At 69.6% G+C, this 22094-nt stretch carries 19 protein-coding genes; 2 read left to right on the top strand and 17 right to left on the bottom strand.

Annotated features, from left to right (window positions below):
• Positions 1-18 precede the first annotated feature (18 nt).
• From ACFV6H_RS13220 to ACFV6H_RS13200, 5 genes are all read right to left on the bottom strand, one after another.
• The gene (locus ACFV6H_RS13220; protein WP_384980208.1) at positions 19-1605 is read right to left on the bottom strand and encodes a Na+/H+ antiporter; all 1587 of its coding nucleotides are present in this window, start codon (positions 1603-1605) and stop codon (positions 19-21) included.
• Between the two features lie 98 nt (positions 1606-1703).
• A complete protein-coding gene (locus ACFV6H_RS13215) occupies positions 1704-2219 on the bottom strand; it encodes a GNAT family N-acetyltransferase (protein ID WP_385541222.1) in 516 nt (171 codons plus the stop codon).
• Positions 2216-3157: an RluA family pseudouridine synthase gene (locus ACFV6H_RS13210; protein WP_384979814.1), complete on the bottom strand. Its 942-nt coding sequence runs from the start codon at positions 3155-3157 to the stop codon at positions 2216-2218. The genes ACFV6H_RS13215 and ACFV6H_RS13210 overlap by 4 nt, the downstream gene beginning before the upstream one ends.
• A gap of 118 nt (positions 3158-3275) precedes the next feature.
• A complete protein-coding gene (gene lspA, locus ACFV6H_RS13205; protein ID WP_385541219.1) occupies positions 3276-3878 on the bottom strand; it encodes a signal peptidase II in 603 nt (200 codons plus the stop codon).
• A 59-nt stretch (positions 3879-3937) separates the two neighbouring features.
• The gene (locus ACFV6H_RS13200; protein ID WP_384785993.1) at positions 3938-4519 is read right to left on the bottom strand and encodes a TraR/DksA family transcriptional regulator; all 582 of its coding nucleotides are present in this window, start codon (positions 4517-4519) and stop codon (positions 3938-3940) included.
• On the opposite strand from ACFV6H_RS13200, the gene ACFV6H_RS13195 reads away from it, so the two are divergent.
• On the top strand, positions 4512-5006 hold the full coding sequence (locus tag ACFV6H_RS13195; protein WP_385541217.1) for a hypothetical protein: 495 nt from the start codon (positions 4512-4514) through the stop codon (positions 5004-5006). The genes ACFV6H_RS13200 and ACFV6H_RS13195 overlap by 8 nt on opposite strands.
• Positions 5007-5425: 419 nt before the next feature.
• Positions 5426-8575 carry an isoleucine--tRNA ligase gene (gene ileS, locus ACFV6H_RS13190; protein WP_385541603.1) on the top strand — a complete coding sequence of 1050 codons (3150 nt, stop codon included), beginning with the start codon at positions 5426-5428 and terminating at the stop codon, positions 8573-8575.
• Between the two features lie 626 nt (positions 8576-9201).
• On the opposite strand, the gene ACFV6H_RS13185 is transcribed toward ileS, so the two are convergent.
• The 12 genes from ACFV6H_RS13185 to murF all read right to left on the bottom strand — a co-directional run bounded on the left by ACFV6H_RS13185 (position 9202) and on the right by murF (position 22091).
• Positions 9202-10407, bottom strand: a complete 1206-nt coding sequence (locus ACFV6H_RS13185) for a DivIVA domain-containing protein (RefSeq protein ID WP_093603185.1) — start codon at positions 10405-10407, stop codon at positions 9202-9204.
• Positions 10408-10456: 49 nt separating this feature from the next.
• Positions 10457-10753 (bottom strand): YggT family protein, encoded by a 297-nt coding sequence (locus tag ACFV6H_RS13180; RefSeq protein WP_046507963.1) that lies wholly within the window; start codon positions 10751-10753, stop codon positions 10457-10459.
• Between the two features lie 92 nt (positions 10754-10845).
• Positions 10846-11481 (bottom strand): cell division protein SepF, encoded by a 636-nt coding sequence (locus ACFV6H_RS13175; RefSeq protein ID WP_066952252.1) that lies wholly within the window; start codon positions 11479-11481, stop codon positions 10846-10848.
• A 124-nt stretch (positions 11482-11605) separates the two neighbouring features.
• Entirely contained in the window at positions 11606-12325 is a 720-nt protein-coding gene (locus ACFV6H_RS13170) for a YggS family pyridoxal phosphate-dependent enzyme (RefSeq protein WP_385541214.1), read from the bottom strand.
• 6 nt (positions 12326-12331) lie between these two features.
• The gene (pgeF, locus tag ACFV6H_RS13165) at positions 12332-13060 is read right to left on the bottom strand and encodes a peptidoglycan editing factor PgeF (protein WP_385541212.1); all 729 of its coding nucleotides are present in this window, start codon (positions 13058-13060) and stop codon (positions 12332-12334) included.
• Complete coding sequence (gene ftsZ, locus ACFV6H_RS13160; RefSeq protein WP_384792630.1) at positions 13057-14268, bottom strand: cell division protein FtsZ; 1212 nt, start codon at positions 14266-14268, stop codon at positions 13057-13059. Before ftsZ ends, pgeF begins: the two co-directional genes overlap by 4 nt.
• A gap of 276 nt (positions 14269-14544) precedes the next feature.
• A complete protein-coding gene (locus tag ACFV6H_RS13155) occupies positions 14545-15336 on the bottom strand; it encodes a cell division protein FtsQ/DivIB (protein WP_385541209.1) in 792 nt (263 codons plus the stop codon).
• 14 nt (positions 15337-15350) lie between these two features.
• Positions 15351-16445, bottom strand: coding sequence for an undecaprenyldiphospho-muramoylpentapeptide beta-N-acetylglucosaminyltransferase (gene murG / locus ACFV6H_RS13150; protein ID WP_384979829.1), 1095 nt, complete (start codon positions 16443-16445; stop codon positions 15351-15353).
• 6 nt (positions 16446-16451) lie between these two features.
• Entirely contained in the window at positions 16452-18077 is a 1626-nt protein-coding gene (gene ftsW, locus ACFV6H_RS13145; protein ID WP_385541208.1) for a putative lipid II flippase FtsW, read from the bottom strand.
• A 110-nt stretch (positions 18078-18187) separates the two neighbouring features.
• Positions 18188-19597, bottom strand: a complete 1410-nt coding sequence (gene murD, locus ACFV6H_RS13140) for a UDP-N-acetylmuramoyl-L-alanine--D-glutamate ligase (protein ID WP_385541206.1) — start codon at positions 19595-19597, stop codon at positions 18188-18190.
• Positions 19594-20664, bottom strand: coding sequence for a phospho-N-acetylmuramoyl-pentapeptide-transferase (gene mraY / locus ACFV6H_RS13135; protein WP_093602830.1), 1071 nt, complete (start codon positions 20662-20664; stop codon positions 19594-19596). Before mraY ends, murD begins: the two co-directional genes overlap by 4 nt.
• Complete coding sequence (murF, locus tag ACFV6H_RS13130) at positions 20661-22091, bottom strand: UDP-N-acetylmuramoyl-tripeptide--D-alanyl-D-alanine ligase (protein WP_384979837.1); 1431 nt, start codon at positions 22089-22091, stop codon at positions 20661-20663. Before murF ends, mraY begins: the two co-directional genes overlap by 4 nt.
• Positions 22092-22094 lie beyond the last annotated feature (3 nt).

Raw genomic sequence — 22094 nt, 5'->3', positions numbered from 1 at the left:
CCGGTCGTCGGCTCGCGGTCAGCGCATGCTGCGGACGTCGAGATGACGCAGGACGCGGTCCACCACCTCGGGATCGGTGCCCGGTTCGCTGCGGGCCGCGAGGACCTCGTGCCGGGCCGCCGACATCATCTCGCGCTGGATGCGCTGCATGGTCCTGAGCCGGGCCACCCGGCCCGCGACCCATTCGCGCCGCTCGTCGTCGACGATGTCGGGACTGATCCGTACGCCGACGTCGAACGCCGCCCGCAGGAGCCGCTCGCTGATGTCCTCGGGCAGCTCCTCGACCTCCTCGATCTCCTTGAGCCTGCGCCTGGCCGCCTTGGCCGCGCGGACGGCGAGCGAGTGCTCCAGCTCCCGCTCGGCGTCCGTGTCGGCCCGTACGCCGAGCTTCCTGACCAGCCAGGGCAGTGTGAGCCCCTGGAAGACCAGGGTGGTCACGATGACCGCGAAGGCGATGAAGATGATCTCGTTCCGGCCGGGGAACGGCTGCCCGTCGTCGGTCTTCAGCGGGATCGCCAGCGCCAGGGCCACCGAGGCCACTCCGCGCATCCCGGCCCACCACATCACCACGGTCTCGCGCCAGCCGACCGGGATGTCCTCGTCGTAGTCGCGGAGCTTGTGCATCCGCTTGGCCAGCCAGGTCGCGGGAAGCAGCCAGAGCAGCCGTACGACCACGACGACTCCGACGATCGCCGCGCCCCAGCCGAGCATCCGGCCCTCCCGGCCGCCGGCCGCGCCGAAGGCGTTGTGGAGCTCCAGTCCGATGAGACCGAAGGCGACACCGGTCACCAGGACATCGACGACCTGCCAGAAGGAGTTCCCGGCGAGCCGTCCCATCACATCGTCGGCGTCCGCGGTGTGCTCGGCGAGGAAGAGGGCGGTGGTGAGAACGGCGAGGACGCCGGAGCCGTACAGCTCCTCGGCGAGTACGTAGCTGACGAACGGCACCAGGAGCGTCAGCCCGATCTGCAGCGTCGCGTCCCCGAGCAGCGACATCAGCTTGTTGGAGATCCAGCCGAGCGCGAGTCCCACCAGCACGGCCACCACGGCGGAGAGCACGAACGATCCGACCGCGCCCGGCCAGGAGAACGTTCCGCTGACGGCCGCGGCGATCGCCACGTGGTAGAGCACGATCGCGGTGACATCGTTGAAGAGTCCCTCGCCCTCCAGGATCGAGACCAGCCGCCGCGGCAGTCCGAGCGAGCCCGCGACGGCGGTCGCGGCGACCGGGTCGGGCGGCGCCACGAGCGCGCCCAGCGCGACCGCGGCGGCGACCGGAAGGCCGGGCACGACGGAGTTGGCGACGACCGCCACCGCCGCGGTCGTCACAAAGACCAGCGCGACCGCGAGCAGGAAGATGGGACGCTTGTTGGCGGCGAACTGCCGCCAGGAGGTGCGCTGTACGGCGGCGTAGAGCAGAGGCGGCAGCAGCAGCGGCAGGATGAAGTCCGGCGGCACCTGGACGTTCGGTACGAACGGCAGCAGCGCCAGGGCGATCCCGACGAGCGTCATCAGCACCGGCGCGGGCAGCCTGAGCCGTTCACCGAGCGGCACCGTGACCACCGCGCCGAGCAACAGCACGAGCAGCAGCGCCAGTTGGTCCACAGTGCGCCCTCCGATGGTCGCGAGCCCGATGGCGGCCATCGGTGATCAGGGACCTCAAGCCTGCCACGCGCCGCCGTACGGTCGCGGCGCCGCTGCGGTCAGGCCGTCGCGGCGCCTCTGCGGATCGTACGGCGCATCGACCGGTGCGGAATGTCCGCGTCCAGGAACTCGGGCCCGTACGCCTCGTATCCGAGCCGCTCGTAGAAGCCCAGAGCGTGCGACTGCGCGTGCAGATCCACCACCGTGAGACCACGCTCACGCGCCGCGTCCTCGATGGCCCGTACCAGCGCGGCGCCGATGCCCCGGCCACGGGCCGCCGCGGTGACCGCCAGCCGTCCCAGCGAGCCCACGGCCGGGTCTCCACCGGTCCGGTCGGCGGCGCCGGGCCCGTACAGCAGCCGTCCGGTGCCCAGCGGCACTCCGTCGTCGCGGATGGCGAGCACCTGGAGCGCCTGATCGTCACGGCCGTCGTACTCGATGTCCTCGGCGACGCGCTGCTCGACCACGAAGACCTCCTTGCGGACCGCGAAGCACGCCTCGACGTCCGCGGGATCCGTCGCGAGCCGGATCACAAAGCCGGTGTCTCCGCCGGCCCCGGCCTCGGCCCCGCTCATATGTTGCTCTCCGCCCTGACCCGGTCCAGTGCCTGCTGAAGATCCTCCGGGTAGGTGCTGGAGAACTCCACCCACTGCCCGTCCGACGGATGCTCGAAGCCCAGCCGCACCGCGTGCAGCCACTGCCGGGTCAGCCCGAGCCGCTTGGCCAGCGTCGGATCGGCGCCATAGGTCAGATCGCCCACACAGGGATGGCGGTGGGCCGCCATATGCACCCGGATCTGGTGCGTACGGCCCGTCTCCAGCTTGATGTCCAGCAGGGACGCCGACCGGAAGGCCTCGATCAGGTCGTAGTGCGTGACCGACGGCTTGCCCTCCGCGGTCACCGCCCACTTGTAGTCGTGCTGCGGATGGCGCCCGATCGGAGCGTCGATGGTCCCGCTCATCGGGTCCGGGTGCCCTTGCACCAGCGCGTGGTAACGCTTGTCCACGATCCGGTCCCGGAACTGCGCCTTGAGCAGGGTGTACGCCCGCTCCGACTTGGCCACGACCATCAGTCCCGAGGTCCCGACATCGAGCCGGTGCACGATGCCCTGCCGCTCGGCGGCGCCCGAGGTCGAGATCCGGTAGCCGGCCGCGGCGAGACCGCCGATGACCGTCGTACCGGTCCAGCCCGGGCTCGGATGCGCGGCCACGCCGACGGGCTTGACGATCACGACGATGTCGTCGTCGTCATGCACGATCTCCATGCCCTCGACGGGCTCCGCCACGATCTCCACGGGCGCCGCCGCCGGAGGCATCTCCACTTCGAGCCAGGCGCCGCCGTTGACCCGCTCGGACTTCCCGACGACGGAGCCGTCGACCTGGACCTTCCCGGAGGCGGCCAGCTCCGCCGCCTTCGTACGGGAGAACCCGAACATACGGGCTATGGCGGCGTCGACTCGCTCGCCCTCCAGGCCATCGGGTACGGGCAGCGTTCTGATCTCGGGAAAGCTCACGCGTCGAGTATGCCTTGTCGGGCCTGACAGCTGGTCCGCCTGTGGATAACCCTGACCGCTTGTGGATAAGTCCCTGGGCAAGTCCCGGACGGCCTTGGTAGGCCCTGGTAGGCCCTGGTCAGTCCTTGTGGACAGTCCCGTCCGGGTCGAGGCCCCGGAACGACAGCAGCACGATCAGGATTCCACCGCAGACGATCGCCGAGTCGGCGAGATTGAAGACCGCGAAGTGCGCCGGAGCGATGAAGTCCACCACGGCGCCCCGGAAGACGCCCGGCGAGCGGAAGATCCGGTCGGTGAGATTGCCGAGCGCGCCGCCGAGCAGCAGTCCGAGCGCGATCGCCCAGGGCAGGCTGTAGAGCTTGCGCGCCAGCCGGGCGATCACCACGATCACGGTCGCCGCGATGATCGTGAAGATCACCGTGAACGCCTCGCCGACGCCGAACGCGGCGCCGGGATTCCTGATCGCCTCGAACTTCAGCAGATCACCGATGACCTCGATCGACTCGTGGTGCTCCAGCTTGGCCACCACGAGCATCTTGGAACCGAGGTCGAGCAGGTAGGCCAGGACGGCGACGATGAAGAGCGCGGCGATCTTGCGCTTCCCTTTGGACTGCTCGGGGGCCTGCTCGGGCTTCCCCTTGGACTGCTCGGCGGAAGCCGCAGTCTCGTCGTCAACATCCGGAACATCCGGCGTACCGATAACGCGCTCCGCCTCTGCCACGTGAGTCCCTCAACCTAGACGCCTGACTGAGGACGAGCGTACGGCACACCTGTACGCGTTCAGCCTCGACGTTCCTGCTTTTGCTTGTCCTCCACGCACAGCGTGGCCCGCGGGAACGCCTGCATCCGGGCCTTGCCGATCGGCCTGCCGCAGATCTCGCAGAGACCGTAGGTGCCGGAGTCCAGCCGCTGGAGCGCGCGCTCGGTCTGCTCCAGCATCTCGCGGGCGTTGGCGGCGAGCGCCATCTCGTGCTCGCGCGTGATGTTCTTGGTGCCGGTGTCCGCGTCGTCGTCACCGGCGCCGTCACCGGAGTCCCGCATCAGCCCGACAAGGGCGGTCTCGGACGAGGTGATCTCGGCGGTCAGCCGCGCGATCTCGCCCTCCAGCTCGTCCCGGGCCGCGGCGACCTCCTCCTCGGTCCAGGGATCCTCGCCGGGCCGTACGGCCAGCTCCTCAGGAGGTGTCGCGGCGGCGCTCGCCGTGGAGACCGCTGTCGCGACCACCGAGGCGGGCTCGCCGGCCGCCGTGCTCCTGCCACCCGCAGTCTTCTTGGCTCCCACCGTTTTGGCTCCCGTCTGTTCCGCGGCCTTGGCCGCCCCCTTGGCCGCGGACGCGGCCTTCTTCGCAGGTGCCTTGGTCACCGGCGCCTTTTTCGCTGCCTTCTTCGTGGCCGTCTTCCGCGCGGCCGTCTTCTCCGCGACCGGCTTCTCCGCCTTCTCCGCGGCCGACTTCTTCGCGACGGCCTTCTGGGCCGGTGCCTTCCGGGCCGGTGCCTTCTTCGCCGGGGCCTTCTTCGCCGCCGGCTTCTTCGTTGCGGTCTTCCTCATGGAGGTCTTCTTCGCGGTGGTCTTCTCGGCTGTGCTGTTCGGGGTGGTCTTCGCGATGGTGGACTTCTTCGCCGGCGCCTTTTTCGCCGGCGCCCGCTTGGCCGTGGCCGACTTCTTCGCGGCGGTCTTCTTCGCCACCATGGCCGCGGCCCCTTCACATATTGTGATCTTGCTCGCGAATCGTGCTGGGACGATAAATCGACACCAGCCCCGCGGCAACGGGGCACGCCGCCGGTCCGGCCCTCCCCATGGCGTGACAAGACGAGCCTCCATCCGTTGTGCCCAGCTCGCCGCCCGGTAATCCGCCGCCGGCCGGCCACAAAGTCCGAAAGGGCCGGTATAACCATTCGGGTCATACGTTCGGCCGTACGGCACCTCCGGCCAAAACCGGTCGGCCGCGCCATCCGCCGCCCCGTACACTTGGCTCCAGCGAAAGGCGTGGATGGGGACGAGTAGCGTCGTACGCGGCCATGAGCGACCCGGGGACGGTGCGAGCCCGGGGGCAGAGCGCGATGTGAAGCATCACCCCGGAGCCGCCGGAAGAAAGCCCTGGTCGGATCTTTGGATCCAGGGCGAGTAGAACCGGCAGCGCGACCCCAATGAGGGGGCCGCGGGCGGAGCGCGCCCGGGGCCAAGGAGGGTGGTACCGCGGGAGCGCAGGCTCTCGTCCCTCCGACGGAGATGTCGCAGTTCCGCCGGAGGAAGCGCCCCATGACACCAGTGACGCCACCGCAGTACCGCCAGGTCCCCGCCCAGGTCGACCTGCCCGCGCTGGAGCACGCCGTGCTCGATTTCTGGCGTGAGAGCAAGGTCTTCGACAAGAGCCTCGAACGCTCCGAGGGCCGTCCGGAGTGGGTCTTCTACGAGGGCCCGCCGACCGCCAACGGTATGCCGGGCGCGCACCACATCGAGGCCCGCGTCTTCAAGGACGTCTTCCCGCGCTTCCGCACCATGCGCGGCTACCACGTCGCCCGCAAGGCCGGCTGGGACTGCCACGGTCTGCCCGTGGAGCTTGCGGTGGAGAAGGAGCTGGGCTTCAACGGCAAGAAGGACATCGAGGCGTACGGCATCGCCGAGTTCAACGCCAGGTGCCGTGAGTCCGTGACCCGGCACACCGACGCCTTCACCGAGCTGACCACGCGCATGGGGTACTGGGTCGATCTGGACGACGCGTACCGCACCATGGACCCGGAGTACATCGACTCCGTCTGGTGGTCGCTGAAGGAGATCTTCGACAAGGGCCTGCTGGTCCAGGACTACCGGGTGGCGCCCTGGTGCCCGCGCGACCAGACCGGTCTCTCCGACCACGAGCTGGCGCAGGGATACGAGACGATCGTCGATCCCTCGGTCTTCGTCCGCTTCCCGCTCACCTCGGGACCGCTCGCGGGCGAGGCGTCACTGCTGGTCTGGACGACCACACCGTGGACCCTGGTCTCGAACACCGCCGTGGCCGCGCATCCCGAGGTCACCTATGTGGTCGCGACCGACGGCGAGGAGAAGCTCGTCGTGGCCCGGCCGCTGCTGGAGAAGGCGCTGGGCGAGGGCTGGGAGCCCACCGGTGAGTCCTTCACCGGCCGCGAGATGGAGCGCTGGACGTACGACCGTCCCTTCACGCTGATCGACTTCCCGGACGGGACCGAGGCGCACTACGTCGTCAACGCCGAGTACGTGACGACGGAGGACGGCACCGGTCTGGTCCACCAGTCCCCGGCCTTCGGTGAGGACGACCTGAAGGTCTGCCGCGCGTACGGCCTTCCCGTCGTCAACCCGGTGCGTCCCGACGGCACCTTCGAGGAGGACCTGCCGCTGGTCGGCGGTGTCTTCTTCAAGAAGGCCGACGAGGCGCTGACCGAGGATCTGCGCGAGCGCGGGCTGCTGTTCCGGCATGTGCCGTACGAGCACAGCTATCCGCACTGCTGGCGCTGCCACACCGCGCTCCTCTACTACGCGCAGCCGTCCTGGTACATCCGTACGACCGTGATCAAGGACCGGCTGCTCGACGAGAACGAGAAGACCAACTGGTTCCCGGACTCGGTCAAGCACGGCCGGTACGGCGACTGGCTGAACAACAATGTCGACTGGGCACTCTCCCGGAACCGCTACTGGGGCACGCCGCTGCCCATCTGGCGCTGCGCGGAGAACCACCTCACCTGTGTGGGTTCACGCACCGAGCTGACGGAACTGACGGGCAGCGACCAGTCGGGGCTGGATCCGCACCGTCCCTTCATCGACGCCGTCACCTTCACCTGTCCCGCCGAGGGCTGCGCGCTGGAGGCCGTCCGGGTCCCCGAGGTCATCGACGCCTGGTACGACTCGGGCTCGATGCCGTTCGCGCAGTGGGGCTACCCGTACAAGAACAAGGATCTCTTCGAGCAGCGCTATCCGGCGCAGTTCATCTCGGAGGCGATCGACCAGACGCGCGGCTGGTTCTACACGCTGATGGCCGTCGGCACGCTGGTGTTCGACAAGTCGTCGTACGAGAACGTCGTCTGCCTCGGCCATATCCTCGCCGAGGACGGCCGGAAGATGTCCAAGCACCTGGGCAACATCCTCCAGCCGATCCCGCTGATGGACCAGCACGGCGCGGACGCGGTCCGCTGGTTCATGGCGGCCGGCGGCTCGCCGTGGGCGGCACGGCGGGTCGGGCACGGCACGATCCAGGAGGTCGTGCGCAAGACGCTGCTGACGTACTGGAACACCGTGGCCTTCCAGGCCCTGTACGCCCGTACGTCGGGATGGGCGCCCAGCGAGGCCGACCCGGCGCCGGCCGACCGGCCGCTGCTGGACCGCTGGCTGCTGAGCGAGCTGCACGCGCTGGTCGACCAGACCACCCAGGCCATGGAGACATACGACACGCAACGCACCGGCAAGCTGCTCTCGGCGTTCGTGGACGATCTCTCCAACTGGTACGTCCGCCGCTCGCGCCGCCGCTTCTGGCAGGGCGACAAGGCGGCGCTGCGCACACTGCACGACGTGGTGGAGACGGTCACGCGGCTGATGGCGCCGCTGACGCCGTTCATCACCGAGCGGGTCTGGCAGGACATGGTCGTGCCGGTGACTCCGGACGCGGTGGAGTCGGTGCATCTCGCGAGCTGGCCGGAGCCCGATCTCGCGGCAATCGACCCGGCGCTCTCGCAGCAGATGGCGCTGGTGCGCAGGCTGGTGGAGCTGGGCCGGGCGACGCGGGCGGAGTCCGGCGTGAAAACACGCCAGCCGCTCTCGCGCGCGCTGATCGCGGCGGCGGGCTTCGAGACGCTCTCTCCCGAACTGCGGGCCCAGATCACGGAGGAGCTCAATGTCTCCTCCCTGGCGACGCTCTCCGAGGTGGGCGGCTCGCTGGTCGACACGACGGCGAAGGCCAACTTCCGTGCGCTGGGCAAGCGTTTCGGCAAGGGCGTCCAGGCGGTGGCGAAGGCGATCGCGGACACGGACGCGGCGGCGCTGTCGCTGGCCCTGCGCGAGGGCGACGCGGCGGTGACGGTCGACGGCGCCCCGGTCTCCCTCTCGCCGGAGGAGGTCATCATCACGGAGACTCCGCGCGAGGGCTGGTCGGTCGCCTCCGACTCGGGTGCGACGGTCGCGCTGGACCTGGAGATCACTCCGGAGCTACGGCTCGCGGGCCTGGCGCGTGACGCGATCCGACTGATCCAGGAGGCACGCAAGAACAGCGGCCTGGACGTCGCGGACCGCATCGCCGTCCGCTGGACGGCCACGTCCCCGTCCACAACGGAAGCCCTCACCGCCCACACTCCTCTGATCTCGGACGAGGTCCTGGCCACGTCCTTCACTCCCGGCACCCCGGACGCCTCCTACGGCCCTCCGTTCACGGACGAGTCCCTGGAACTCACCTTCCACCTCCGCAAGTCCTGACCGTCGGCGGGGTGCGGGCCCAAGTCCTCTCCCCCACCCCGCCCCTTCCCGAAACCAGGGGCAGGCCCCTGGACCCCGACCGCAACGGAGCGCCGTTCGCGGCCCGTAGGCGGCACACCGGATCGGTGGGCCCACCGATCAACGCCGCGAACCCAGCGCAACGGCTGGGAGACCAGCGCACGGCGGCCGCGAAGCCGACGCCAAGGGGTCCGGGCCCCACCCGCCCCACCCGCCGGCGCCGCGAAGCCGGCGCTCCGGGAGCGGAGCCTGCCCGCGCAGCGGCCGGCGGCCGCGAAGCCAGCGCCCAAAGGGGCCCGGGGGCCTGCCCCCGGGGCCCTAACCGCCCGCCCATCAGGCCGGCGCCGCGAAGCCAGCGCTCCGGGAGCGGAGCCTGTCCGCGCAGCGGTCGGCGCCGCGAAGCTGGCGCCCGGGGTCCCGGGGGCCCGCCCCCGAACACCCTGGGGGTCCGGGGGCTTGCCCCCGGTTTCGGGAAGGGGCGGGGAGGGGACAGCCCCGCGCAGCGGCCCCACACCGCGCCGCGTACGCACAAGGGCCGGGCCCGGGGAGATCCCCGGGCCCGGCCCTTGTGCCTGCCGACGGCTACGCGTTACCCGCGCGCACCCCCGTCAGTTGTCGTCCTCGTCGATCAGGAATCCCCGCATCGGCGACGGCGCCTGCTGCATCGGCTGCGGCGCCTGCGGCCGTACCGGTGCCATCGGCTGCGTCATCGCCGGGGACATCTGCTGCTGGCCGCCGTACGACGGGCCCGAGGGGCCGCCGTGGCCCATGGAGGGCCCGCCCATACCGCCATGTCCCATCGCACCCGCTCCGGCCGGAGCCATCGACGGGGACGGCGGCAGCGAAGCGGTCGCCGGAGTACGCGGCGGCGCCAGCGAGTCGTCCGCCTGGGTCTCCAACTGACGCAGCTGGCTCTCCAGATAGGACTTCAGACGCGTCCGGTACTCACGCTCGAAGCCACGCAGATCCTCGACCTTGCGCTCCAGCGTCGCGCGCGCGGACTCCAGCGAGCCCATCGCCACACGGTGCTTCTCCTGCGCGTCCCGCTCCAGCGCGTCCGCCTTGGCGCGCGCGTCGCGCTCCAGGCCCTCGGCGCGGCTGCGCGCCTCACCGACGATCTTGTTCGCCTCGGAGCGCGCCTCGGCGATCGCCTGGTCGGCGGTCTGCTGGGCGAGCGAGAGCACCCGCGCGGCGCTGTCGCCACCGGGACCCTGACCGGGCTGCTGCATCTGCGGGCCGTGGCCGCCCATGGGGCCGCCCATCGGTCCACCCATGGGACCGCCCTGCATCGGGCCGCCCTGCATGGGACCGCCCTGGCCCATCGGACCGCCCTGCTGCATGGGCCCGCCCTGCATGGGACCACCCTGCATCGGTCCGCCCTGACCCATCGGACCGCCCTGCATGGGGCCGCCCTGCATCGGTCCCGGGCCGTGCTGGCCACGCGGGTCATGACCCTGCGGACCGTGGCCACTCGGTCCCGCGGGGAGCTGCGGAGCGCCACCGGGCAGCTGGGGCGGGCCCATCTGCGGCGGCTGCTGCTGGACCGGCGGTCCGGATATGGCGGCGGGGACAGGCGCACCGGGACGGTCCTGCTGTTCCGGAGGCTTACGCATGCCCTGCTGCTGTTGGTTCTGCGCGGCGGCACGCGTCGCGGCGGCCAGCTTCGCGCGCAGATCCTCGTTCTCGCGGAGCAGGCGCGTCAGTTCGGCCTCGACCTCGTCGAGAAAGGCATCGACCTCGTCCTCGTCGTAGCCTTCTCGGAGGCGGACGGTCGTGAACTGCTTGTTCCGCACGTCCTCAGGGGTCAATGGCATCTCTTCTTCACCTCTACGTAGTCGTCGGCAGTCGGCAAGACCGTATCGTTCACATCCCCCTCGCAAGAGTGCTCACCAGCGAGATCAGGATGTAGACGATGATCATCAGAACGAAGAAGGACAGGTCGAGTGCCACGCCCCCGAGACGCAACGGCGGAATGAACCGCCGAAGAAGCTTGAGCGGTGGATCGGTGACAGTGTAGGTGGCCTCCAGAACGACCACCATCGCCTTGCCGGGCTGCCATGAGCGGGCGAACTGGAAGACGTAGTCCATGACCAACCGGAAAATAAGCACGATGAGGAAGCACATCAGCGCGATGTAGACCACCTGTAGTGCGACGCCCATCCCGCTGCTTCCCTCTCCCCTGGCTCACTCTGGTCCGGTCCCGCGCCGGGCCGTTCCCGCCGCGCGACCGGGTCGTTCCCGGTGCTGTGTTCCTAGCTCTGGTTGAAGAACCCGCCCTCTGCGATGCGGGCCTTGTCCTCCGCCGTGACATCGACGTTAGCAGGAGACAGCAGGAACACCTTCTGCGTCACCCGCTCAATGCTGCCATGGAGGCCGAAGACCAGTCCCGCGGCAAAGTCGACAAGTCGCTTCGCATCGGTGTCGTCCATCTCCGTGAGATTCATGATCACCGGAGTGCCCTCACGGAAGTGTTCCCCGATGGTACGGGCCTCGTTGTAGGTCCTCGGGTGCAATGTGGTGATGCGGTAGGGCTCCCGCTCGGACACAACCTTGGGCATGATCACCGGTGCGTTCTTCTCCAGACTCGGACGTTCAGGTGTGATGGATGCCACGGGGGCGATTCGTGCCGGACGCCCGATTTCCGCCCCCAGCGACACCGGTTCGCGCTCGCGTTCACGTTGGGCGGGAGGCTGAACCACCCGCATCGGCTCTTCCCGCTCCCGTTCCCGCTCACGCTCCTGCTGGTGCACGGGCTGGTGGCGCCGGTGCTCCCGCTCGGGTTCGGGCTCGGGTTCGAAATCGTCGTCGGGGTCGAAACCCCGGCCGTCGTACCCATCGTCCTCCACGAGGCCGAGGTAGACCGCCATCTTGCGCATCGCGCCGGCCATGCTCTGAGTCCTCCGCTCTGTGGTGGATCGGCCTCGTCACCAAGTGCCCGCGATCCACTAGGCCTGCCCGCCTTTCGGCGGAAATGACCATATTTTCTGCTGTGGTCCGACTTGCTTCGCGACGTTACCCGAGCCGGGGTCGGACTCCGAGTACCGCCGTACCGACGCGAACATGTGTCGCTCCGGCCGCTACGGCGTCCTCAAGGTCCGAGCTCATCCCTGCTGAGACCATGTTCGCAGCCGGATGGTCCGCGCGCAGGCGGGATGAGAATTCCAGCAGCCGCTCGAACGCCGCCTGTTGCCGGCCCGCGTACGGACCGGCGAGCGGCGCCACGGTCATCAGACCGCCGAGCCGCAGTCCCGGCGACTCGGCCACCGCCGTGGCCAACTCCTCGATCCCGTCGGGCGCCACACCGCCGCGCGCCCCGCGTGCGCCGGACTCCGCGTCGAGCGCGACCTGGATCAGACAGACCGGTTCGCGCCCCGCGCGGACGGCCGCCGCGGAGAGCGCCGAGACCAGCCTGATCCGGTCGATCGACTGCACGACATCGGCGTAAGTGACGACGGAGCGGACCTTGTTCGTCTGCAACTGGCCCACGAAATGCCACATAAGAGACAAATCCGTACAAGCGGCAGCTTTGGGGGCAGCGTCCTGATCACGGTTCTCGGCCACGTGCCGTACGCCGAGTTCATGGAGCAGCCGTACATCGCTCGCCGGGTAGGTCTTGGTGACCACGATCAGGGTCACCTCCTCCCGCTTGCGGCCCGCCGCCGCGCAGGCGGAGACGATACGTTCCTCCACCATGGCGAGATTCGCCGCGAGTTCGGTTCTGCGGTCGTTCATGCGCTATCAGTCCAGCCAGACATATCCGGCGAGCCGCCCGGTCGTGCGGTCGCGGCGGTACGAGTAGTGGTCGTCCGACTCCAGTGTGCAGACCTCGGTCTGCCGCCGGTCCGCGACCCCCAGGGCCGCGAGTTGCGCGTGGACTCCGGCGGTGACATCGACGGCCGGAGTGGACCAGCTTGTCTCGGACCAGGCTTCCGGTACCGCGGCGGCCACCTCGTCCCGCATCGCCGCCGGGACTTCGTAGCAGCGTCCGCAGACGGCGGGACCGGTACGGGCGGTGATCCTGGACGGTTCGGCGCCGAGCGCGATCATGGCCTCGACGGCGGCCGGTACAACTCCGGCGACCATGCCGGGACGACCCGCGTGGGCGGCGGCGACGATCCCGGCGGCCGGATCGGCCAGCAGTACGGGAACGCAGTCCGCGGTGAGTACGGCGAGTGCCAGCCCGCGCCGTACGGTGACGAGCGCGTCGACGGCGGGGATCTCCTCGCTCGTCCACGGTCCTTCGACGACGGCCACATCGCGGCCGTGCACCTGGTTCATCCAGACGACCCGCGCCGGGTCGAGCTCCAGCGACTTCGCGGCGAGTTCGCGGTTGGCCCGCACGGCCTCGGGATCGTCACCGACCGCGCCGCCGAGATTGAGCCGCTCATACGGAGCGGCGCTCACCCCGCCCCACCGGTCGGTGAAGGCGAAGTGCGCGCCGCTCAGTGTCTCGTGCTGTCGTATCACTTCAAGAAGTCCGGAACGTCCAGCTCCTCGGCCTGGCTGTCCTGCTGGTACGGACGGGCCGGGGGAACGTGCGGCGGGTGTACCGGCGAGAGGGACTTCTCGTTGGACACCGGGGAGGGATCGTGCTTGGACGGGCGGTCCTCGCGCGGCGGTACGGTGCCCAGTCCGCTCGTGGACCGGCCGCTGTCCGCGCGGGACGGGACCGGCTGGTCGTCGCGCTTGCCCGAAGCGCCGAGCACGGTCTCGCGCCGGGTCGGCGGCTGTCCGCCGTCGAAGCCGGCCGCGATGACGGTGACCCGTACCTCGTCACCGAGGGCGTCGTCGATGACGGCGCCGAAAATGATGTTGGCCTCGGGATGGGCCGCCTCGCTCACCAGCTGGGCCGCCTCGTTGATCTCGAAGAGACCGAGGTCGGAGCCGCCGGAGATGGAGAGCAGCACACCGCGCGCGCCGTCGATGGACGCTTCGAGGAGCGGCGAGGAGATCGCCATCTCGGCTGCGGCCACCGCGCGGTCGTCGCCGCGGGCCGAGCCGATGCCCATGAGAGCCGAGCCCGCCTCGGACATCACGGACTTGACATCGGCGAAGTCGAGGTTGATCAAACCGGGCGTGGTGATGAGGTCGGTGATGCCCTGGACACCGGAGAGCAGGACCTGGTCGGCCGACTTGAACGCGTCGAGCACACTGACCTGGCGGTCCGAGATGGAGAGCAGCCGGTCGTTGGGAATGACGATGAGGGTGTCGACCTCTTCGCGGAGTTCGGCGATGCCGTCCTCGGCCTGGTTCGCGCGGCGGCGGCCCTCGAAGGTGAACGGGCGGGTGACCACACCGATCGTGAGAGCCCCGAGCGAGCGGGCGATATTGGCCACGACGGGCGCGCCGCCGGTGCCGGTGCCGCCGCCCTCCCCGGCGGTGACGAAGACCATGTCGGCCCCCTTGAGGACCTCCTCGATCTCCTCACGGTGGTCCTCTGCCGCCTTGCGGCCGACGGCCGGGTTGGCTCCGGCCCCGAGGCCGCGGGTGAGTTCCCGGCCGACGTCGAGCTTGACGTCGGCGTCGCTCATCAACAGGGCTTGCGCGTCAGTGTTGATCGCGATGAACTCGACACCCTTGAGACCGACCTCGATCATTCGGTTGATGGCATTGACACCACCGCCGCCGACACCGATGACCTTGATGACTGCGAGGTAGTTCTGCGGTGCTGCCACGTCGAAGGCCTCTCGCCTCGAGTTACGTGTCGCCGCTCCGCCGATGTGGCGCCGCGACGACTGATGCCGATGGGACGGTCCGAAACGCCGACCCAAACCCTGACGTTGAAGTTCAGGGTTACCAGTGTGTCCGCTTCTTGGACTCTTCCGAACAGGACACTAAGTCGACAAGTGGCGCACGTTCAACGAACACGCCGAACCTCCCGTTTTTCTTTTCACCCTATGTGATCACCCATAGCGCTGACCAACCAGGGTGCTGGCCAGCGCATATGTCCGTCAACTCCCCGACGCGGCAGGCGCGGTGGGAGCACTCACATCGAAGTACGCGGCCTCGGGAGCCGCTTTCATCAGAGCGGTGAGCGCACGTGCCTTGGCCGTGCCGTCCTCGACGCTTCCCCACATCACCGTACGGCCGCCGGTCAGCTCCAGGGAGATCGAGTCGTACGAACGGACCCTGACCTTCCTGGTGTCCGCGGCCACTTTCCTGGGGAGTTCACTTCTGGCACGTACCGCTTCGAGGATCAGCCGGTCGGTTCCGAAGCGCCGCGGAACCGCTGACTGATCCACCGTCAATTCGAGGCCGGGGACGCCGGCCGGCGCCTTCTCGACCTCGGCGAAACGTACACCGTCCCCGTCCACTTCGATGAACTTTGCGCCCTTTTCGATAAGCAGGACGGGCTTTCGTTCGATCACTTTCAGACTGATTCCATGAGGCCAGGAACGAGCCACCTCGACCGAATCGATACGTGGCAGCTTCCGCCGGAGCCTGGCCTCAATCGCGTCCGTGTCCACGGAAATCAGCGGCGCCCCGACCGGTACGGCCGCGGCGGACTCCACCTCGGCGCGTGTGAGCACCTCCGTGCCCGAGGTGCTGACCCGTTCGACCCGCAGCCAGTTCGAGCCGTACAGCGCCCAGGTACCGCCCGCGAGCAGCACGCTCGCCGTGATCAGTACGATCATCAGCCGCCGGCCCGGCAGTCGGAACCGACGGGCCACGGGTTCCTCAGGAGAGCGGCCGGACTTCGAACGCGGTCGTGCGCCGCGCTCGGCGGTCGTCGGTCCGGCCACTCTCCCCTGCCTCCCTACGCCTGACGGCGTGCGGCGATCGCCTCGTACACCATGCCGACCAGCAGATCGTCGGCGTCCCTGCGGCCGAACTCGGCGGCGGCGCGGGACATCTCGTACAACCGGTGCGGATCGGAGAGCACCGGAAGGACCTGGCTCTGCACCCACTCGGGCGTGAGTTCGGCGTCGTCGACCAGCAGGCCGCCGCCGGCCTTCACCACCGGCTGGGCGTTGAGCCGCTGTTCGCCGTTGCCGATCGGCAACGGGACATAGGCGGCGGGCAGCCCGACGGCGGAGAGTTCGGCGACGGTCATCGCGCCCGCGCGGCAGAGCATCATGTCGGCCGCGGCGTACGCGAGATCCATCCGGTCCACATACGGTACCGGGACATAGGGTGGCATTCCGGGCATGTTGTCCACACGCGGCATTTCATTCTTGGGACCGACCGCGTGCAGGATCTGGATACCGGAGCGCTGGAGCACCGGAGCGATCTGCTGGATCACCTCGTTGAGCCGGCGCGCGCCCTGTGAGCCGCCGGAGACGAGCAGCGTCGGCAGGTTCGGGTCGAGCCCGAAGGCGGCACGCGCCTCGGGACGCACCCGCGCGCGGTCGAGGGTGGCGATCGTACGGCGCAGCGGGATGCCGATGTACCGGGCACCCCGGAGCTTGCTGTCCGGCGTGGAGACGGCCACTCCGGCCGCGTAGCGCGAACCGATCTTGTTGGCCAGTCCCGGCCTGGCGTTGGCCTCATGGACGATGATCGGCACTCCGAGCCGTTTCGCCGCGAGATAGCCGGGCAGGGCGACATAGCCGCCGAAGCCCACCACACAGTCGGCCTTGGTCCGCTCCAGGATCTGCTCGGCCGCCTTGATGGTGCCGCGCAGCCGCCCGGGGACGGTGATCAGCTCCGGTGTGGGCCTGCGCGGGAGCGGTACGGCCGGGATCAGTCCCAGCTCGTAGCCCCGCTCGGGAACGAGCCTGGTCTCCAGTCCGCGTTCCGTGCCGAGGGCCGTGATCCCCACGGTGGGGTCCTGCCTGCGCAGGGCGTCCGCGAGGGCGAGCGCGGGCTCGATGTGGCCGGCGGTCCCCCCACCGGCGAGTACGACATGCACCGAAATTCACCGCTCTCCGGACGGACGCTTCTTGACGCGCCGTCTCATCGTCTTCCATCTCACCCGGGGCCGCCGCATGGCCAGGGCCGCCTTCGCGGCGGGATCCTCTCGCGCGAACGCGATCAGCAGCCCGACGGCGAACATGGTCGGCAGCAGGGCCGATCCTCCGTAGGAGAACAGCGGGAGCGGGACTCCGGCGATCGGCAGCAGACCGAGCACCGCACCGATATTGACCACGGCCTGCGCCGCGATCCAGGTGGTCACACCTCCCGCGGCATACCTCACGAAGGGATCCTCCGTGCGTCCGGCCACGCGGATACCCGCATAGCCTAGAGCCGCGAAGAGGGCGAGTACCGACAGCGTCCCCGCCAGCCCCAGTTCCTCCCCAGTGATGGCGAAAATGAAGTCGGTGTGCGGTTCGGGCAGTTGGCCCCACTTTTCCACACTCGCGCCGAGGCCGGAACCGAACCATCCTCCGGAGGCGAGGGCGTAGATTCCGTGGACCGCCTGCCAGCACTCACCGTTCGGGCCGAGATCGGTCGCGCCGATGCACGCGAACCGGGAGAGCCGGTTCTCGCTGGTCTTGATCAGTACGAAGCCGACCAGGCCCGCGACGGCGAGCACTCCGGCGAAGAGCCTGGTGGGAGCGCCCGCGAGCCAGAGCAGACCGAAGAGGATGGCGGTCAGGATGATCGCCGTACCCATGTCGCCGCCGAGCATGATCAGCCCGAGCAGCATGAACGCGACGGGCACGAGCGGCACCAGCAGATGCTTCCACTGGGACAGCAGTCTCTTGTCCTGTTTGCGGGCGAGCAGATCGGCGCCCCACAGGATCAGCGCGAGCTTGGCGAACTCGCTGGGCTGGAGCTGGAACGGGCCGCCCAGATAGATCCAGTTCTGATTGCCCTTGACGGACCGCCCTATCCCGGGGACCTGCACGAGCACCATCAGGAAGACCGCGCCGACCAGCAGCGGATAGGACAGCGCCCGGTGGAGTTTGGTCGGCATCCTGGAGGCGAGCAGCAGCAGTCCGGTGCCGAGGATCACCGCGAGGAACTGTTTGCGGAAGAAATAGGTGGACGGCAGCGAGAGCTGGAGCGCGTAGATCATCGACGCGGAGTACACCATCACCAGACCGAGCACGGTGATCAGCAGTCCGCTGCCGAGGATCAGGTAGTACGCGGTCAGCGGCCGGTCCCAGGCCCTGCGTGCCCGCTCGTACAGCCGTCTGGGCCCGCCGCTCCTGGGCGGGCGTGGGGCGCCCGTCCTGCCGCCCGGGCGGCGCGCGGCGGGCGGACGGCGTACGGCGGCTCCCGCCGCTCTGCCGCGCAGTGCGAGGCCCTGTCCGAGCCCGGCCAGGGCCTCTGGGCGGGCCGCTGCCGGGCTCCGGGCGGTGCCGCCGACGGGCGGGCCCGCGAGCGCGGGCCCGCCCGTCAGACCCCAGCGGTGGAGCGCGGGACGCGGCCCGGGAGGCCGTCCCGACGGCCGTGGCGGATCGGACCTGGAGGTGCGGTGGCGCGCGTCATGGGACGGGACACCGTCCTCGAAGCCGCCGGGTCCCGTGCCCTCCCGGCGCGGGTCCGTGAAGATCCGCCGGACGGGCCTTCGGTCCGCGGTGTCGTCGGCCGGCATCGTCGCTGTCCCCTCCAGTCGTGCCTGGCGCGGCTGCCGGGGATCCGGGGCCCGCGGAACCACCACGGGTGTCGCGGCCCCGGGACGGCCCGGCACAAGGGCCGGGCCGGTCAGGCGTGCTCGGCGGCGAGTGCGTGTACCGCGTCCGCGAACGCCTCGCCTCGCTTGTTGTAGTTGGCGAACATGTCCATCGAGGCGCAGGCCGGGGCCATCAGTACCGTGTCCCCCGGCTGTGCGAGCCGTGCCGCTTCGCGGACCGCCGCCGACATCGCCCCAGTGTCGGTCCGGTCGAGGTCCACGACCGGGACTTCGGGCGCGTGTCGCGCGAGGGCTTCCCCGATCAGCGCGCGGTCGGCGCCGATCAGGACGACTCCGCGCAGCCGCTTCGCCGACGCCGTGACGAGTTCGTCGAAGGCCGCGCCCTTGGCGAGACCGCCCGCGATCCAGACGATCGGGTCGTATGCCGCCAGAGAGGCTTCGGCGGCATGGGTGTTGGTGGCCTTGGAGTCGTCGACGTAGGTGATTCCGGCGACTTCCGCGACCAGTTCGATGCGGTGCGGATCGGGACGGAAGGAGCGCAGTCCGTCACGTACGGCGGCCGGTCCGACACCGAAGGCGCGGGCCAGGGCCGCCGCGGCGAGGGCGTTGGCGATGTTGTGCGGTGCCGGCGGCTGGACGTCGGAGACCTGGGCCAGCTCCTGGGCGCGCTCCCGGCGGTTCTCGACAAAGGCGCGGTCGACCAGGATGCCGTCCACGACGCCGAGTTGGGAGGGCCCGGGAGTGCCGAGAGTGAAGCCGATCGCCCGGCAGCCCTCCTCGACATCGGCCGCCCGCACGAGCTCCTCGGTGGCCGGATCGGCCGCGTTGTAGACACAGGCGACGGTATTGCCCTCGTAGATACGGCCCTTGTCGGTGGCGTACGCCTCCATCGAGCCGTGCCAGTCGAGATGGTCGGGCGCGAGATTGAGCACGGCGGCGGAGTGGGCGCGCAGACTCGGCGCCCAGTGGAGCTGGTAGCTGGACAGTTCGACGGCGAGGACGTCGTACGTCTCCTCGCCGGTGACGGCGTCCAGCAGCGAGACTCCGATATTGCCGACGGCCGCCGTGCGCAGTCCCGCCGCCGTCAGGATCGAGGCGAGCATCCTGACGGTCGTGGTCTTGCCGTTGGTGCCGGTGACCGCGAGCCAGGGAGCCGCGTCCGGGCCGCGCAGCCGCCAGGCCAGCTCCACATCGCCCCAGATCTCCACACCGGCCGCGGCGGCGGCCGTGAAGAGAGGTTTGTCCGGCCGCCAGCCGGGCGCGGTGACGACCAGCTCGGTGGCCTCGGGCAGCGTCTCCCCGTCCCCGAGGCGCACCGTGATCCCGAGCTTCTCCAGCTCGGCCGCCTGAGCGCGGGCGCGCTCGTCGTCCCCGTCGTTGACGACGGTGACCTCGGCGCCGAGACCGCGCAGGACCCGGGCCGCCGGGACCCCGGAGACCCCGAGACCCGCGACGGTGACCCGCTTGCCGTGCCAGTTCACTTCTCGGCCGCCCAGCCCGCGTAGAAGAGCCCCAGACCCACGATCACACACATGCCCTGGATGATCCAGAACCGGACCACCACAAGGACTTCGGACCACCCCTTGAGTTCGAAGTGGTGCTGGAGCGGCGCCATCCGGAAGACCCGCTTGCCGGTCATCTTGAAGGAGCCGACCTGGATGACCACGGACATCGTGATCATCACGAACAGACCGCCGAGGATGGCCATCAGGAACTCCGTACGGGAGCAGATCGCGAGACCGGCGAGCGCGCCGCCGAGCGCGAGCGAGCCGGTGTCCCCCATGAAGATCTTGGCGGGCGAGGTGTTCCACCACAGGAAGCCGAAGCAGGAGCCCATCAGGGCCGAGGCGACGACGGCGAGGTCGAGTGGATCCCGTACCTCGAAACACGCGTTGGGATTGGTCAGTGTCACCGCGTTCGCACAGGACTCCTGGAACTGCCAGAGCCCGATGAAGGTGTACGCGCCGAAGACCATCACCGAGGCGCCGGTGGCCAGACCGTCCAGACCGTCGGTGAGATTCACGCCGTTGGACATCGCGAGAATCATGAAGAGCGCCCAGACCACGAACAGCACCGGGCCGATCGACCAGCCGAAGTCCATGATGAACGACAGCCTGGTGGAGGCAGGCGTGTTGCCGCGGTAGTCGGCGAACTGGAGCGACAGCACCGCGAAGGCGATACCGACGATGAGCTGGCCCGCCATCTTCGCCTTGGCCCGCAGACCCAGCGAACGCTGTTTCACGATCTTGATGTAGTCGTCCAGGAACCCGACGAGTCCCATGCCGGCCATCAGGAAGAGGACGAGCACACCCGAGAACCTCGGGTCCTCGCCGGTGATCACCTTCGCCAGGGCGTAGGCGATCAGTGTGGCGAGGATGAAGGAGATACCGCCCATGGTGGGCGTGCCCTTCTTGCTGCCATGCGTACGCGGGCCGTCGTCCCGGATGAACTGCCCGTATCCCTTGCGGGCCAGGAGCTTGATCAGCAGCGGTGTGCCGATCAGGGTCAGGAAGAGCCCGATGGCTCCCGCGAAGAGGATCTGCCTCATCGGTCGGCGACCTCGCCCTCGCTGGCGCTTTCGAGCAGTGCCAGGGCGACCCGTTCAAGACCGGCCGACCTGGAAGCCTTCACCAGCACGACGTCTCCCGGACGCAGCTCACTGCGCAACAGGTCGACCGCCGCCCGCGCGTCGGACACGTGCACCGACTCCTCACCCCACGAACCCTCGTTGTAAGCGCCCAATTGCAGCCAGGACGCTTCCCTGCCCCCGACTGCCACGAGCTTGCTGACGTTGAGCCGGACGGCGAGCCGTCCGACCGCGTCGTGCTCGGCGAGCGAGTCGTCCCCCAGCTCGGCCATCGGGCCGAGCACCGCCCACGTACGGCCCCCGGCGGCCCGTGAGGCACCGCCCATGGCGACCAGCGCGCGAAGCGCCGCTCTCATGGATTCGGGATTCGCGTTGTAGGCGTCGTTGACGATCGTCACGCCGTCCGCGCGCTCGGTGACCTCCATACGCCAGCGGGAGAGGGTTCCCGCCTCGGAGAGCGCCACGGCGATCTCGTCGACGGACATGCCCAACTCATGGGCGACGGCGGCCGCGGCGAGCGCGTTCGACACGTGGTGCTCACCGTACAGCCGCAGTGTCACGTCCCTGCACCCGGAGGGTGTTCGAAGCAGGAAAGAGGGCTGTCCGGTCTCGGTGAGACGGACGTTCTCTGCCCGTACGTCTGCTTCGCCCGCCTCTCCGAAGAGCAGGACGCGGGCCTTGGTGCGCGAGGTCATGGCGCGTACGAGCGGATCGTCGGCGTTGAGCACGGCCACTCCGCCCTCGGCCGCGGACGGCAGGGACTCCACCATCTCGCCCTTGGCCTCGGCGATCCGCTCACGGCCGCCGAACTCGCCGATGTGGGCGGTGCCGACGTTCAGTACGAGGCCGATCCTGGGCGGCACGAGCCCGGTGAGATAGCGGATGTCGCCGACGTACCGGGCGCCCATCTCCAGCACGAGATAGCGGGTGTCCTCGACGGCCCGCAGAGCCGTCACCGGGAGACCGATCTCGTTGTTGAGATTGCCCTCCGGCCAGACGGTCGGCCCGAGGCGGCGCAGAAGCTGTGCGATCAGATCCTTGGTGCTGGTCTTGCCGGCGGAGCCGGTGAGGGCGACGGTGGTGGCGCCGAGGCGTTCGACCACGGCGCGGGCGAGGGCGCCGAGCGCCTGGACGACATCGTCGACGACCAGGGCGGGCACACCGACGGGACGGGTGGCCAGGACGGCCACCGCGCCCGCGGCGACGGCGCGCTCCGCGTAGTCGTGACCGTCGACGCGCTCGCCGGCGAAGGCGGCGAAGAGGCTGCCGGGCTCCACCGCGCGGGAGTCGTACACGACGGATCCGGTGACCCGGACGGACTGATCCGGTATGTCGTGCGGCTGCCCGCCGACGATTGCGGCGATCTCGGCGAGGGAGAGGGCGATCACTGG

Source organism: Streptomyces sp. NPDC059743 (assembly GCF_042732975.1).
Classification (GTDB): domain Bacteria; phylum Actinomycetota; class Actinomycetes; order Streptomycetales; family Streptomycetaceae; genus Streptomyces.
The sequence above is the reverse complement of the archived record's forward strand: the minus strand, read 5'-3'. Positions and strand labels throughout refer to the sequence as shown.

What these genes read in the sequence shown, in the direction of transcription:
- ACFV6H_RS13215 (WP_385541222.1), bottom strand. Translation starts at nt 2,219, where the DNA reads ATGAGCGGGGCCGAGGCCGGGGCCGGCGGAGACACCGGCTTTGTGATC.
- ACFV6H_RS13185 (WP_093603185.1), bottom strand. Translation starts at nt 10,407, where the DNA reads ATGCCATTGACCCCTGAGGACGTGCGGAACAAGCAGTTCACGACCGTC.
- ACFV6H_RS13180 (WP_046507963.1), bottom strand. Translation starts at nt 10,753, where the DNA reads ATGGGCGTCGCACTACAGGTGGTCTACATCGCGCTGATGTGCTTCCTC.
- ACFV6H_RS13175 (WP_066952252.1), bottom strand. Translation starts at nt 11,481, where the DNA reads ATGGCCGGCGCGATGCGCAAGATGGCGGTCTACCTCGGCCTCGTGGAG.
- ACFV6H_RS13170 (WP_385541214.1), bottom strand. Translation starts at nt 12,325, where the DNA reads ATGAACGACCGCAGAACCGAACTCGCGGCGAATCTCGCCATGGTGGAG.
- ftsW (WP_385541208.1), bottom strand. Translation starts at nt 18,077, where the DNA reads ATGCCGGCCGACGACACCGCGGACCGAAGGCCCGTCCGGCGGATCTTC.
- mraY (WP_093602830.1), bottom strand. Translation starts at nt 20,664, where the DNA reads ATGAGGCAGATCCTCTTCGCGGGAGCCATCGGGCTCTTCCTGACCCTG.